The sequence below is a fragment of the Tenacibaculum sp. SM2510 genome (assembly GCF_057002845.1).
Genome location: NZ_CP192703.1, coordinates 1,372,899 through 1,386,361 on the forward strand (window position 1 = coordinate 1,372,899; position 13,463 = coordinate 1,386,361).

13 protein-coding genes are annotated in these 13,463 nt (G+C 31.6%); 4 read left to right on the plus strand and 9 right to left on the minus strand.

Going from position 1 to position 13,463, the window contains the following annotated elements; translation table 11 throughout:
- Window positions 1–8: 8 nt before the first annotated feature.
- Both gldC and gldB read right to left on the minus strand, forming a co-directional pair.
- On the minus strand, window positions 9–344 hold the full coding sequence (gldC, locus tag ACQ629_RS06095; protein ID WP_483707052.1) for a gliding motility protein GldC: 336 nt from the start codon (window positions 342–344) through the stop codon (window positions 9–11).
- On the minus strand, window positions 344–1,306 hold the full coding sequence (gene gldB / locus ACQ629_RS06100; RefSeq protein ID WP_483707053.1) for a gliding motility lipoprotein GldB: 963 nt from the start codon (window positions 1,304–1,306) through the stop codon (window positions 344–346). Before gldB ends, gldC begins: the two co-directional genes overlap by 1 nt.
- Before the next feature lie 95 nt (window positions 1,307–1,401).
- On the opposite strand from gldB, the gene nadE reads away from it, so the two are divergent.
- Complete coding sequence (nadE, locus tag ACQ629_RS06105) at window positions 1,402–2,190, plus strand: NAD(+) synthase (protein WP_483707054.1); 789 nt, start codon at window positions 1,402–1,404, stop codon at window positions 2,188–2,190.
- A gap of 266 nt (window positions 2,191–2,456) precedes the next feature.
- On the opposite strand, the gene dnaG is transcribed toward nadE, so the two are convergent.
- On the minus strand, window positions 2,457–4,451 hold the full coding sequence (dnaG, locus tag ACQ629_RS06110; RefSeq protein ID WP_483707055.1) for a DNA primase: 1,995 nt from the start codon (window positions 4,449–4,451) through the stop codon (window positions 2,457–2,459).
- A gap of 121 nt (window positions 4,452–4,572) precedes the next feature.
- Between dnaG and ACQ629_RS06115 the strand changes: the two genes are divergently transcribed.
- Complete coding sequence (locus tag ACQ629_RS06115) at window positions 4,573–5,910, plus strand: leucine-rich repeat domain-containing protein (protein ID WP_483707056.1); 1,338 nt, start codon at window positions 4,573–4,575, stop codon at window positions 5,908–5,910.
- Window positions 5,911–6,043: 133 nt separating this feature from the next.
- Here ACQ629_RS06115 and clpX read toward each other — a convergent pair whose 3' ends face one another.
- From clpX to ACQ629_RS06135, 4 genes are all read right to left on the minus strand, one after another.
- Entirely contained in the window at window positions 6,044–7,282 is a 1,239-nt protein-coding gene (gene clpX / locus ACQ629_RS06120) for an ATP-dependent Clp protease ATP-binding subunit ClpX (protein WP_483707057.1), read from the minus strand.
- Window positions 7,283–7,373: 91 nt separating this feature from the next.
- Window positions 7,374–8,033, minus strand: a complete 660-nt coding sequence (gene clpP / locus ACQ629_RS06125; RefSeq protein ID WP_483707058.1) for an ATP-dependent Clp endopeptidase proteolytic subunit ClpP — start codon at window positions 8,031–8,033, stop codon at window positions 7,374–7,376.
- A gap of 190 nt (window positions 8,034–8,223) precedes the next feature.
- Window positions 8,224–9,546 (minus strand): trigger factor, encoded by a 1,323-nt coding sequence (tig, locus tag ACQ629_RS06130; RefSeq protein WP_483707059.1) that lies wholly within the window; start codon window positions 9,544–9,546, stop codon window positions 8,224–8,226.
- Window positions 9,547–9,630: 84 nt separating this feature from the next.
- A complete protein-coding gene (locus ACQ629_RS06135) occupies window positions 9,631–9,978 on the minus strand; it encodes a phage holin family protein (protein ID WP_483707060.1) in 348 nt (115 codons plus the stop codon).
- Between the two features lie 219 nt (window positions 9,979–10,197).
- Here ACQ629_RS06135 and ACQ629_RS06140 point away from each other — a divergent pair, with 219 nt between their 5' ends.
- Window positions 10,198–10,986, plus strand: a complete 789-nt coding sequence (locus ACQ629_RS06140) for a PhzF family phenazine biosynthesis protein (RefSeq protein ID WP_483707061.1) — start codon at window positions 10,198–10,200, stop codon at window positions 10,984–10,986.
- 111 nt (window positions 10,987–11,097) lie between these two features.
- Here ACQ629_RS06140 and ACQ629_RS06145 read toward each other — a convergent pair whose 3' ends face one another.
- Window positions 11,098–11,874, minus strand: a complete 777-nt coding sequence (locus ACQ629_RS06145) for an alpha/beta fold hydrolase (protein ID WP_483707062.1) — start codon at window positions 11,872–11,874, stop codon at window positions 11,098–11,100.
- A gap of 126 nt (window positions 11,875–12,000) precedes the next feature.
- Window positions 12,001–12,714 carry a pyridoxine 5'-phosphate synthase gene (locus ACQ629_RS06150; protein ID WP_483707063.1) on the minus strand — a complete coding sequence of 238 codons (714 nt, stop codon included), beginning with the start codon at window positions 12,712–12,714 and terminating at the stop codon, window positions 12,001–12,003.
- A gap of 58 nt (window positions 12,715–12,772) precedes the next feature.
- Here ACQ629_RS06150 and ACQ629_RS06155 point away from each other — a divergent pair, with 58 nt between their 5' ends.
- On the plus strand, window positions 12,773–13,432 hold the full coding sequence (locus ACQ629_RS06155; protein WP_483707064.1) for a CBS domain-containing protein: 660 nt from the start codon (window positions 12,773–12,775) through the stop codon (window positions 13,430–13,432).
- The last annotated feature ends 31 nt before the right edge of the window (window positions 13,433–13,463 follow it).

Sequence of the window (13,463 nt, forward strand, 5' to 3'; positions counted from 1 at the left end):
TTTTTTTATTATTTTTTCAATTCTAATTTCTCGGCAAAGTAATCACAAAAATCTCGCATGGTTGCACCCATTTTAGCATCATCTGTAGCCCTTTCAAATGAGGCTGCCATAGATACTAATGTTTGATGATAAAATTGCTTCATCTCATCAACAGGCATGTCTTTTGTCCAAAGATCCATACGTAAAGTATCTTTTTTCTTATGATCCCAAACCGATAACATAATTGCCTTAGAAGGCTCGTTATCAATTCCGCCATCTTCAGCATTCCATGTAATTTCTTCAGGAACTTTATTCTCGTCTAACCCTACCTTAAATGTTATTTTAGAAGTGTGCTCTATCGCCATTATTTCTTTGGTTTATATTTTGAATTCTTGAAGATTTCCTCTTCGTTTTTTTGTAATAATTCCTGCAAAGATACGTCATTCTTTTGCATGTACGAACGCACAATTTGCCAACCAATAAACTCCCCTATTCTACCTGGGGATTGATTGTCTTGCTCCATATAAAACTTAGAAAAAGGTGCAATATCTATAAAACGTTTATCTAATTCTTTATTGGTGCTATACAACATATCTTTTTCAATAAAATATTTCCAAATATGTTCATCATTACTTTTTGCCCAATCATATTTAACTTGAGAATATCCTATTTTTTGTTGATCAGAAACCATCGGTAAATAGGTATCTAGCAAATACATTCTTTTTCCTTTTTGAATTATCTTATCAATAAAACTTCTTTGTTTCCCCGAAAACACTTGTGCATTTATTATTGCTTTTGCTACATCTACAATAATATGTTCTTTATCATTATGCTGCTTTACATAAACCGGATAATCATTATAAAATCGATGCTTTTCTCCAAGGTAGGCATCTAAAGATATTAGCAATAAACTATCTGCATATACAATTCGATTATCATAATCGATATTTGTAAGCATTGTAATTACTCTCGGGCTTTTAAACTTCGGATTGTAATATTTTAAATGCTTAAAAAGTGATGTTAACTCAGCTCTTAAGGTATCTATGTTTTTATAAACTTTTTGAGTTTCGTTAAACAACTCTCTTTCATCCTCGCTATTTATTTTATTTACCCAAACACTGTCGTGTTGCGGTGGAAACAACAATGGATATTTATTTTTTGTTTCACTTAAATTACTTGGATTCGTTGTATAAAAATCAACATCAAATCGATCTATATTTACAACAACATCAATGTTAGAAACATCAACTTTAAAATTAATAGCTGCCTCTTTTTTACAAGACATTAAACCAGAAACTAAAACACAAAGTGCTAAAAATTTTCTCATGAACTTTAGTATATTTACATTCAACATTACAACGTCGAAATTACTAAAATAGTTTATATCCTTTTTATATAAACCCTTATAAAATCTATCTGATTATGAATACACCTAAAGTTTCAGAACATATTGTACAATGGCTAAAAGAATACGCAACAAATTCTGGCGTTAACGGATTTATAGTTGGTATTTCTGGTGGTATAGATAGTGCTGTAACTTCAACCCTGTGTGCCAAAACTGGTTTACCTACTTTATGTGTTGAATTGCCTATTCATCAAGCGGAAAGTCAAGTAAACAGAGCAAATGAACATATTAAACAGTTAAAAGAACGTTTTAGCAATGTTACGGAAGCAGAAGTAAATTTAACAAGCACTTTTGAAGGTTTTAAAACCGTGGTTCCTGAAGTAGAAAAATCAGCGAAAACCGATTTAGCCCTAGCAAATACACGTGCGCGTTTACGCATGACTACTTTGTATTATTTTGCAGGTTTACACGGATTATTAGTAGCGGGAACAGGTAATAAAATAGAAGATTTTGGCGTAGGGTTTTATACCAAGTATGGTGATGGAGGTGTTGATTTAAGTCCTATTGCAGATTTAGTTAAATCGGAAGTTTTTGCTTTAGCCGCGCATTTAGAAGTACCACAATCAATTCAAAAAGCACAACCTACAGATGGTTTATTCGGCGATAGCAGAACAGACGAAGATCAAATAGGTGCGTCGTATGATGAATTAGAATGGGCTATGCAAATGCAAAACGAAGGTAAAAATAATGCTGATTTTTCTGATAGAAAACTAGAAGTGTTTAAAATATACACTCGTCTTAATCGAATTAATCAGCACAAAATGGTACCTATTCCTGTTTGCGAAATACCTAGTAATTTAAAGTAAATTAACCAAAATCATTTGACGTTTAATTTTTTGATAGGCATGTTTTTTATGTCCGTTCGAAATTTTAAACGGTAACAATATAAGCAATCTAAGTAGTTCAAAAAATTGTAATATTTTTTTCATAACTTTTTTATTTCTTTTTCTTTTTCAAGACCAAAGTTACAAAAAAAGAAATGAAATCATAAAGTTTTGTTAAATCCAAAAAAGAAACATACTAAACCACGCGGTTAAGTTTCTCAAATAATCGTTTTTTTTTAAAATAGAACTTAAACAACCCTACCTAATTTGTAAGCTAATTTATTTCTCAACTCATTATAATCATTAATAAGCTCTAAATCAATACTACTAATATCCTTCATAAGATCTTCAATTTTTAATTTAATTAAAAGATCTCTTAATCTAAGAACAATATCCATAACAGCCTTTGGCAGTACTTTAATAGTTTTTGTTACATATATTTCCTTACGATCCCAATCACTTAAAGAATATTGCTCAGAATCCATTAAAATATTGGTTACTAAACTTGATATTTCTTGATTTTCATGCATTATCAATAAATCAACAGATATTTTTTCTTCTTGATTTAACTGATGTACTAATTGGTAATATGTTAATTTAAAAATTTCGTTAGCAAATTCAATTTCATCTTCTTGTAAATTTAAATATAACTCATTAGAAACTGTATTTTGATACTCTTCTTTTTCCATGACAGGGCGACCTTTTTCATCTACTCCGTCTACCCAATTTACAAAATCGATTACCTCATTTCCGTACAGCAACAATATTCTTATAATTTCTTTTTCTAAAATATTCAGTTGATTAATTTTCTGGCGACCTTTTCCTCCACCTTTTACAAGACCTAACGAAGCTGTTTCTTGTTTTGATGAATATTCCGCTTGCGGCTGATTTGAACTATTACCTTGACTACGTTTATTTGAATTAGCCAATCCTTTACTTATCAACTGTGCTAATTCGCTAAACAAAACACGTTCAGAGATATCCATAATACGCGCACATTCTTGCACATATACTTCTCTTTGAATACCATCAGGAATTTTAGAAATACTGGTAACAATATCACGAATTAATCCTGCTTTTTTTACAGGATCGTTCGCTGCGTCTTTCATCAATAAAGACACTTTAAACTCAATAAAATCTTGCGATTTTTCTTCTAAAAACTCTTTTAACTCTGCCGTAGAGTGTGCTTTTGCAAAACTATCAGGATCCTCACCTTCAGGAAAAGAAACTACTTTTACATTCATTCCTTGTTCTAAAATCAAATCGATACCACGAATAGAAGCTCTAATTCCGGCCGCATCACCATCAAATAAAACAGTAATATTTTTAGTTAGTCGATTTACTAATCGAATTTGATCAGAAGTAAGCGCAGTTCCTGAAGAAGCAACCACGTTTTCTACACCTGATTGATAAAAAGAAATAACATCGGTGTACCCTTCTACTAAATAACAATTATCTTGTTTTGCTATTTCTTTCTTTGCATGATAAATTCCGTATAAAATTTTACTTTTATGGTATATCTCACTTTCTGGAGAATTTAAATATTTGGCTGCTTTTTTATCGTTAGTAAGTATCCTACCTCCAAAACCTAAAATACGCCCAGACATACTGTGTATCGGGAACATTACACGGCCTTTAAAACGATCGAATTTTTTGATTTGTGGCCCGCCTTCTTTTACAATTGTTAAACCTGTAGATTTTAAGTACTTTAAATCATAGCCCTTTGCTAATGCAGCTTCAGTGAAATTAGTCCATTCATCTTTACAATATCCTAAATCGAATTTTTCGATAATATCCTCTCTAAAACCTCTTTCTTTAAAGTAAGACAATCCGATTGCACGCCCCTTTTGGCTGTTCATTAATACATCGTGAAAATAATCTTTAGCAAATTTAGATGCCAAAAACATACTTTCTCTTTCGTTCAGCTGCTCTTTTTGCTCGTCAGACTGTTCGGTTTCTTCAATTTCAATATTGTATTTTTTCGCCAACCATTTAATGGCTTCAGGATAGGTATAATGCTCGTGCTCCATCAAGAAAGAAACCGCATTCCCTCCTTTTCCGGTACTAAAATCTTTCCATATTTGTTTTACTGGCGATACCATAAACGACGGAGTTCTCTCATCTGTAAACGGACTTAAACCTTTAAAACTACTTCCTGATTTTTTTAATTGTACAAACTCGCCTATAACCTCTTCTACTTGGGCGGCTTCAAAAACTTTTTCTATCGTTTGTTGGGTTATCATATGATGTAAAATACAGCTAACAAATATACTAGTTTTAGAGACGTTATATTAAAAATAAATCTCTTGCCTTTTTACTTGCCAAAATCATATAAATATATAATTTTGTCACAAATTACCAATCATGAAAACATATATATCATTCATATTTATAATATTACTAACTTTAAACGTTTCTTCCCAGGAAACTATTACCATTCCTGATATCGGTTTAGAAGAATGTTTAATCGATTTAGGAATAGACTCGAACGGTTTAAACGGGAGTATTTTAGTTAGTGACGCAAGGTATGTCGTTAATTTAAATATAAATGACCCTATAACAAATAAACTTTTACCAAACGTACACTCTAAAGTTAAAGACTTAACCGGTCTTGAAAGCTTTCCTAATTTAAAACGTATAGATTGCTTTGGTAATAATATTACAAAAATAGATTTATCTAAAAGTACTTCTATCACGTTCTTAAATTGTAGTGAAAACAAAATAGAACGTTTAGATCTTCGTAATAATACGGAATTAGTTTATGTGAGTTGTGATAATAACGAGCTAAAGGAACTTATTCTTGGTGATAACACTAATCTTGAAAATTTATACTGTAGTTTTAATCGTTTAACTAATTTAGATGTTAAAGGCTGTACAAAACTAGAAAGTCTAGATACTACTAGTAACGAAATTGATGCTATTCTTGTAAATGACAATCAACTAAATAACATTCCTCAAGGATGGTATAAAGACGATACTGCTGCATATACAAATAATGCTAATTTTACAGAGACCGCTACTGTAAAAGCTCCTAAGCAAGAAAATAAGCAGATAACACAACCTGTTGCTAAAAAAACACAACCTGCACAGAAAACTACGTCTAAAGAAACTGCCTCTAATTATTATGAAAAATTTCAACTTTCTGTAGTTACTGAGTATGACAAGTTAGTTTTAGCAGCCGCACACTTACAAAGTAAAAAGAATGAGTTACAACAGAAATACAATTTGAATCCGACACAACTTACTGAATGGATCAATAAATATTCGAGCTTACTTACTACTAATAACAACGTGGTTAAAAGTACAGATGTTGGTTTACCTCAAAAACACTCTGCTGCTTATTACTCTAAATTTAAAAAATCGGCTGTAGAAGAATATGAAAAAGCAATTCTAACACCTTCTTACTTACAAAGTAAAAAAGAAGAAGTACAAAAGAAGTACAATTTAAATGCTGAAGAGTTTACACAATGGATTAATTTACTTGGTGACGCTGCTCTTAAACCTAAAACTGCGCAACCACAAGAAACTGCTAAAAGTTATTACGAGAAGTTTCAGAAATCAATTGCTAAAGAATACGAATACGCTGTTTTAAACGCTACTCACATACAAAGCAAGAAAGCTGAAGTACAACAAAAATATAGTTTAACTACTGAACAACTTAATCAATGGATTAAAAAACACAGTAAGGTTGTAACACACTAAAATACTTTTACAAAATAAAAGAGACCACATTTATTAAAATGTGGTCTCTTTTTAGTTCTATTTTATCAATAATTACTTAAACCTGCTTGGGCTAGTATATTCTTAGCTAGAAAAGATGTTATTCTGAGATAAATTATGAAACAGCTCTTAATTTCTTTAAAGCAGATTTTGTTACTTTAGACTCTGCATATTCTTTTGTTACCTTTAATTCTTTTTCATCAGAACTTGGCATATCAAACATTGCATCCGTTAAAATAGCTTCACATAACGAACGTAATCCACGAGCACCTAGCTTATACTCTATTGCCTTATCTACAATGTATTGTAAGGCTTCTTCTGTTAAGGTAAACTCAACATCATCCATCGCAAATAACTTCGTGTATTGTTTTACGATAGAGTTTTTAGGTTCTGTTAAAATGGCGCGTAATGTTTCTGCATCTAACGGATTCATGTAACTTAATACAGGTAAACGACCGATAATTTCTGGAATTAATCCAAATGATTTTAAATCAGAAGGGATGATATATTGTAACAAGTTACTTTCATCAACCTTATCCTCATCAATTGAAGCGCTATAACCTACAGCTTGCATATTTAAACGCTTACTAATAATTCTATCAATTCCTGAAAAAGCACCACCTGCAATAAATAATATCTCCTTGGTATCTACTTCAATAAATTTTTGATCTGGATGTTTTCTTCCACCTTTAGGAGCAACATTTACTACAGACCCTTCTAATAATTTTAATAAAGCTTGTTGAACACCTTCTCCCGAAACATCTCTAGTAATTGAAGGATTATCACCTTTACGAGCTATTTTGTCTATCTCATCGATAAAAACGATACCTCGCTGTGCTTTTTCTACATCGTAGTCTGCAGCTTGTAACAAGCGACTTAAAATACTTTCAACATCTTCACCTACATATCCTGCCTGTGTTAAAACGGTAGCATCTACAATAGAGAATGGTACGTTTAACATTCTAGCAATTGTACGAGCTATTAATGTTTTACCTGTACCGGTTTCTCCTACTAAAACAATATTCGATTTCTCTATTTCAACCTCATCTTCATCGTCTTTAGTTTGCAATAATCGCTTATAGTGATTATACACAGCTACCGACATTCCTCTTTTTGTTTGGTCTTGCCCGATTATGTACTGATCTAAAAAAGCTTTAATTTCTTTTGGCTTTTTTAATGTTAAATCTTTCGATAAACCATCTGTTTTAGCTTCAGTTACTTCTTCTTCAACAATACCGTGAGCTTGCTCTATACATTTATCGCAAATATGAGCATCCATACCAGCGATTAATAAATCGGTTTCTGGCTTTTTACGCCCACAAAAGGAACATTGTAAGTTTTCTTCTTTCGACATTATCTTTACTTTATAGTCATTACGAAGAGAAGAGACGAAGTAATATTTTGATAAAAAAATTACTCCATTTCATTCGCAATGACGTTGTTTTTTATTTTCTTTTTAAAATTTCATCTACCATTCCGTAAGCTTTTGCTTCGTCGGCTTTCATCCAATAATCTCTATCAGAATCTTCTTGTACTTTTTCGAAAGTTTGCCCTGAATGATCTGCAATGATATCATACAATTCAGTTTTTAACTTCCCGATTTCTTTTACGGTAATTTCCATATCAGAAGCCTGTCCTTGAGCACCTCCCATTGGTTGGTGAATCATAATACGAGAATGTGGTAACGCAGATCGTTTTCCTTTAGCTCCCGCACACATTAAAACAGCTCCCATAGATGCTGCCATACCTGTACATATTGTTGCTACATCTGGCTTTATAAATTGCATTGTATCATAAATACCTAAACCTGCATAAACACCTCCTCCTGGAGAGTTAATGTAGATTGAAATATCTTTACTCGCATCTACACTTTCTAAGAATAATAATTGTGCTTGAATTACATTGGCTACTTGGTCGTTAACTCCTGTACCTAAAAAGATAATTCTGTCCATCATTAAACGAGAAAAAACATCCATTTGGGTAATGTTCATCTGACGTTCTTCCATAATATATGGCGTTAAACTACTTGTTATTTTACCTAAATATGTACTGTTTATTCCGTGGTGCTTTGTTGCGTATTTTTCGAATTCTTTTCCGTAATCCATTTTAAAAATGTTTTTTGGGTTATATGGTGTAAATATAAGAACTATTTCGTTAGTATATTGCTACCGTTTATGGCTAAAAAAACCTGAATTTACATTCAGGTTTCTTGTCTATTTTGTCCTTACGAAGTATAAATTAATTGAACCAATTTAGTTTTTAATAAACAGATTGCTTCGTTCCTCGCAATGACATTTATTTGTATACTTCTTTGATGAAATCTTCGTAAGAAAGTTCTTTAGAATCAAAACTCATATTCTCTTTATAAAAAGCTAATAATTTTTGACTAATTAATTGAGATTGTAATTTCTGAGCTTCTTCTTGGTTTTGTAATACTCTACCAGCGATATCGTCTAACTCTTTTTCTTCTGGATTCATGTTACCAAACTGTGCCATTTGCGAACGGATAAATCCTTTTGCATAATCCACTAATTCTTTATAATCAATCTTAATATCGTTATCCTTCATAACCTTTCCTTCGATTAATTGGTAACGTAAACCTTTTTCAGATTTATTATATTCAGCTACAGCTTCATCAGCAGTTAATTGCTTTTCACCTGCAGTTTGCAACCACTTTTGTAAAAATTCTGTTGGTAACTCAAATTTTGTATTGTCAACTAAGTTTTCAGTAATTGCATTTAATAATTGCTGATCTGCTTGTTGTTGAAATTGCTTTTCTGCGTCTTCTTTAATTTTATCTTTTAAATCAGATACTGTACTTACACTTCCGTCTGCAAATAATTTATCAAATAACTCTTTATCTAATTCTGCAGCTTCTGTTTTTGTAACTTCTTCAATTGTAAAAGTAACAGCAACGTCTAAATCATGAACCGCTTCGTGAGCAACACCTAAAGCCTCCTGCAACTTGTGCTCGTCTTCAAATAAACTCTTTGTGTTTAATTCTAAAACATCACCAACTTTAGCACCTACAAACTTCTTTAAGTTTGTTTTACCTTTAATATCTTTTACAGAAATTGTTGATTTCTTATTAATCTCTTCAGCTTCGTTTACAAATGTACCTGTAATGTTAGCTCCTTCTGTAGCTGCATCTATAGGTGAAATTTTACCGTAACGAGTTTGAATATTTTCAATTTCTTTTGTTAATAACTCATCAGTTGCGATAATGTTATATTTCGTAACCTTGTTTTTAGGCTTTAAGTTTACATCAAACTCAGGAGCTAATCCTAATTCAAATTCAAAAGAAAACTTTTCAGCATCCCAATTAAAATTATCTTCTATTCTTGGTAATGGATTCCCTAAAATATCTAATTTTTCTTCTGCTAAATATTTATTTAACGATTGCTGTAAAAGCTTGTTTACTTCATCAATCATTATTGATTTTCCGTATTGCTTCTTAACCATTCCCATTGGTACTTGACCTTTTCTAAATCCTGGAATGTTTGCTTTTTTACGGTAATCTTCTAATTGTTTTGTTACTGTAGCTTGGTAATCTTCAGCAACTATATCAACTTTTATAACTGCGTTTAACGCATCTACGTTTTCTTTTGTAATATTCATCTTAAAATATGTTTCTTTAAAATCGGGTGCAAAATTAGTTTATTTTTACCTTTTCTGCAAAAGGTTTAACTCTTTCGTTTTCAGCTATTTTTTATCATCATTTAACAACGAAAATAAGAACGACCTGAAAACTGACAACAAAACACTAAATAAAAGTGCTGTAAAAAATCCGCTTACTGCAAACCCCGTAACTAAGCTACTTGCTAATAAAATAATTACAGCATTAATTACAAATAAAAACAACCCAAGCGTTACAATAGTTGCTGGTAATGTAAAAAACACTAATAACGGACGTACAAACATATTTAATAACGAAATTACTACAGCTACAATTATTGCTGTTATATAACTTGTTACAACCACACCTGGTAATACACTTGCTAATATGATAACTGCCAACGCAGTTAGCAATAATTTTAAAAATAGTTTCATTACTTTTATGTTTTACTGATAAAAAGCGATAATCGTACCAAAACCAAAAACCTGCAGTTTTGTCAGTACATAAGAGTATTCACAAAAACTGAGCAATGACTATAGAAAACTTAAGTTGATTATTAACACGTTTTCTAGTAACTTCGCTAACTATTGATATTTCGAATTAAAACTCGGAATATCTTTAAAGTTGTCATTAATTTACAAGAACGAACAAGAATGAAACTTGAACTCTATCAAATAGATGCATTTACGGATAAAATATTTGGCGGAAACCCCGCCTGTGTTGTTCCTTTAAAAGATTGGTTACCTGATAGCACATTGCTGCAAATCACTAAAGAAAATGCTGTTGCTGAAACTGCCTTTTTTGTAGACAACGGTGATAAAATACATTTGCGATGGTTTACTCCAGAAATTGAAATGGACTTATGTGGACATGCAACACTTGCGGCTGCTCATTGTCTAAAGTCAATTTTAAACTACCCTAAAGACAAAATAATATTTGAAACATTAAGTGGAGATTTGATTGTTTCTATAAAGAATAATTTATATAGTTTGGACCTCCCTTCAAGAATGCCCATTGTTTCAGAATTACCTGAAATAATTAAAAAATCATTAAATATACAACCGAAAGAAGTTTATAAGTCAAGAGATTATTTATTAGTTTACGAAACAGAGCAAGAAGTTGAAAACATCAAAATTGACAGACAAATATTTGACCAAATAAATCTTGATCCTGGCGGAGTAATTATTACAGCAAAAGGAGAAAACTGTGATTTTATATCGAGATTTTTTACGCCTCAAGCGTCGATTTTAGAAGACCCTGTAACAGGTTCAGCTCACTGCTCATTAATTCCGTTTTGGTCATTAAAACTTGGAAAAAATGAATTAAATGCAATACAAATTTCCGATAGAATTGGAAAATTACAATGCCAAAATAAAAAAGACAGGGTAATAATAAGCGGAAAAGCGAAAACATATTCAATTGGAAATCTATGGATAGAATAAAAAACACCGCAAACAATGGCTATAGATAATACGGGTTTTGGTACTTAATCGAAAATCAACTACTTTTAATCCCCCTACTAACCATAACCGATACGTTGTAGATAATTAAAATTACTTTAAAAAACCAATAAGCACTGTATAAAAATCAGTCGGATTTTCAGCATGCAACCAATGCCCTGCGTTGGCTATCTTTTTTATGGTAGAATTCGGGAAATGCGCACTGATAATTGGCTCTTCATTTACCGAAATATAACCTGAATTTTCACCTTTCAAAAACAAAGTTTCACCTTCAAAAACAGTAAACGAAGGCAAAGCTTCACCTACTTCGTTATTATTTTCAGTCAACGATTTCAAATTAAAACGAAACCCGTATTGCTCTTTCGTTTTTCTATACACGCTTTTTAATAAAAATTGTCGCACACCTACTTCCGGAATTAATCCAGCTAATTTCTCATCTATTAAGCTTCGTGAATCTTGAATTTTAAAATCAACCGAATTCAAAGCCTCTAAAATATCATGATGATGTGGCGGATACATTCTTGGTGAAATATCAGCAACTACCAATTTACCAACCAAATCAACATATTGGGTAGCGAATAACATTACTGTTTTTCCACCCATAGAATGCCCTAATAAATCTACCTTTTCTAAATTATGATGTTGTATATAATTATACAAATCGGCAACCATTACTTCGTAATTAAATTCATCAGAATGAAAACTACGACCATGATTTCGTTGATCTATCAAATGCACTTCAAATCCGTCTTCCCCTAATTTATTGGCATGACTTTTCCAATTATCACCCATACCAAAATATCCGTGTAAAATTAACAACGGTTTTCCTTCACCTATTATTCTAGAATGCAAAATCTGGTTATTATTCATTTATTTTGGAGTTTATCAGGCCGATCATAGTTGAGACCCAAATCAACCTCTCTTTTGAGCTACACCCACTACTTACAACAAAATATACTTTGCTTTAGTAATGCTCGAGGAGATATTAAAAAATTATTATTGTAATCTATGTAAATACATATTCACCACATTTTCTAAACCTAAATATAACGATTCAGAGATAAGTGCATGCCCTATAGAAACCTCTGCTAAATGAGGAATACTCTCTTTAAAAAATTTAATATTTTCTAAACTTAAATCATGCCCTGCATTAATACCTAAACCTAATTCGTGTGCTAAAATTGCAGCATCTGCATATGATTTTACTGCATTTTTATTACCCAAATCATACTGAGTTGCAAATTCTTCGGTATATAATTCAATACGATCCGCACCTGTTTTGGCTGCAGCTTCAATCAACTTTAAATCAGTATCTATAAAAATTGAAGTTCTAATTCCGTTATTTTTAAACTCTGAAATTACTTCTTGTAAATACGATTGATTCGCTACAGTATCCCAACCAGCATTCGACGTTAAAGTATCTACACTATCTGGCACCAACGTTACTTGTGTTGGCTTTATTTCCAACACCATTTTCATGAATTGATCAATCGGATTTCCTTCAATATTATATTCGGTAGTTACAATCGATTTTAAATCATACGCATCTTGATAACGAATATGACGTTCATCTGGTCTTGGGTGAATTGTAATTCCTTGTGCACCAAAATCCTGAATATCGGTTGCTACCTTTAATAAATCTGGTGTATTTCCACCTCTAGAATTACGTAACGTAGCAACTTTATTAATATTTACACTTAACTTTGTCATCTCATAAAATTAGGCTACAAAGATAATCATTAAAACATTTTAAACTATATTCGTAGTAATGAATGTGAACGAGTTTATACTTAAAGAAATTAAAGCACTTACTTTAAAAAGCACTGTAAAAAGCGCTTTAAAAGTATGTAAGGATTTACCTATAACTCATATTCCTATTGTTGAAAACGGAAAACTAGTTGGTTGCTTACCCGAAAGTGATGTTCATACGATCGAAAACAAAGAACTACCACTTAGTGAATACGCTTATTTGCTTGATCATTTTTACTCGAACGAAAAGGCAACGCTTTTAGACTTAATTGTGTTATTTGCAGATAATGATTGTAATTTAATTCCTGTTTTAAATAAAGAGATGAATTATGTTGGTTATTATGAATTAAGTGACATTTTAGATGCTTTTGCCGATAGCCCTTTTTTACACAACGAAAGTGAAACCTTAATTATCGAGAAGAACAAGAATGATACTTCTATGGGAGAAATTGCTCAGATAGTAGAAACTAACGGCGCCAAATTACTAGGCCTTTATACCTCTTCTGAAAATCAAGACAACATTCAGGTTACCTTAAAAATTATTACTGAGGAAATAAACGAAATCATTCAAACTTTTCGCAGATATGACTACCATGTTATCACAAAACATGAAGATGATTTTTACTTAGAAGAATTAAAAGACAGGGCTTCTTATTTAAAAAAATACCTAGAGATGTAGTTTACATTTCTTTACCTTAAAAAAATATTAC

What these genes read in the sequence shown, in the direction of transcription:
- ACQ629_RS06115 (WP_483707056.1), top strand. Translation starts at nt 4,573, where the DNA reads ATGAAAACATATATATCATTCATATTTATAATATTACTAACTTTAAAC.
- nadE (WP_483707054.1), top strand. Translation starts at nt 1,402, where the DNA reads ATGAATACACCTAAAGTTTCAGAACATATTGTACAATGGCTAAAAGAA.
- ACQ629_RS06140 (WP_483707061.1), top strand. Translation starts at nt 10,198, where the DNA reads ATGAAACTTGAACTCTATCAAATAGATGCATTTACGGATAAAATATTT.
- clpX (WP_483707057.1), bottom strand. Translation starts at nt 7,282, where the DNA reads ATGTCGAAAGAAGAAAACTTACAATGTTCCTTTTGTGGGCGTAAAAAG.
- clpP (WP_483707058.1), bottom strand. Translation starts at nt 8,033, where the DNA reads ATGGATTACGGAAAAGAATTCGAAAAATACGCAACAAAGCACCACGGA.
- gldB (WP_483707053.1), bottom strand. Translation starts at nt 1,306, where the DNA reads ATGAGAAAATTTTTAGCACTTTGTGTTTTAGTTTCTGGTTTAATGTCT.
- ACQ629_RS06145 (WP_483707062.1), bottom strand. Translation starts at nt 11,874, where the DNA reads ATGAATAATAACCAGATTTTGCATTCTAGAATAATAGGTGAAGGAAAA.
- ACQ629_RS06150 (WP_483707063.1), bottom strand. Translation starts at nt 12,714, where the DNA reads ATGACAAAGTTAAGTGTAAATATTAATAAAGTTGCTACGTTACGTAAT.
- tig (WP_483707059.1), bottom strand. Translation starts at nt 9,546, where the DNA reads ATGAATATTACAAAAGAAAACGTAGATGCGTTAAACGCAGTTATAAAA.
- ACQ629_RS06135 (WP_483707060.1), bottom strand. Translation starts at nt 9,978, where the DNA reads ATGAAACTATTTTTAAAATTATTGCTAACTGCGTTGGCAGTTATCATA.
- ACQ629_RS06155 (WP_483707064.1), top strand. Translation starts at nt 12,773, where the DNA reads ATGAATGTGAACGAGTTTATACTTAAAGAAATTAAAGCACTTACTTTA.
- gldC (WP_483707052.1), bottom strand. Translation starts at nt 344, where the DNA reads ATGGCGATAGAGCACACTTCTAAAATAACATTTAAGGTAGGGTTAGAC.
- dnaG (WP_483707055.1), bottom strand. Translation starts at nt 4,451, where the DNA reads ATGATAACCCAACAAACGATAGAAAAAGTTTTTGAAGCCGCCCAAGTA.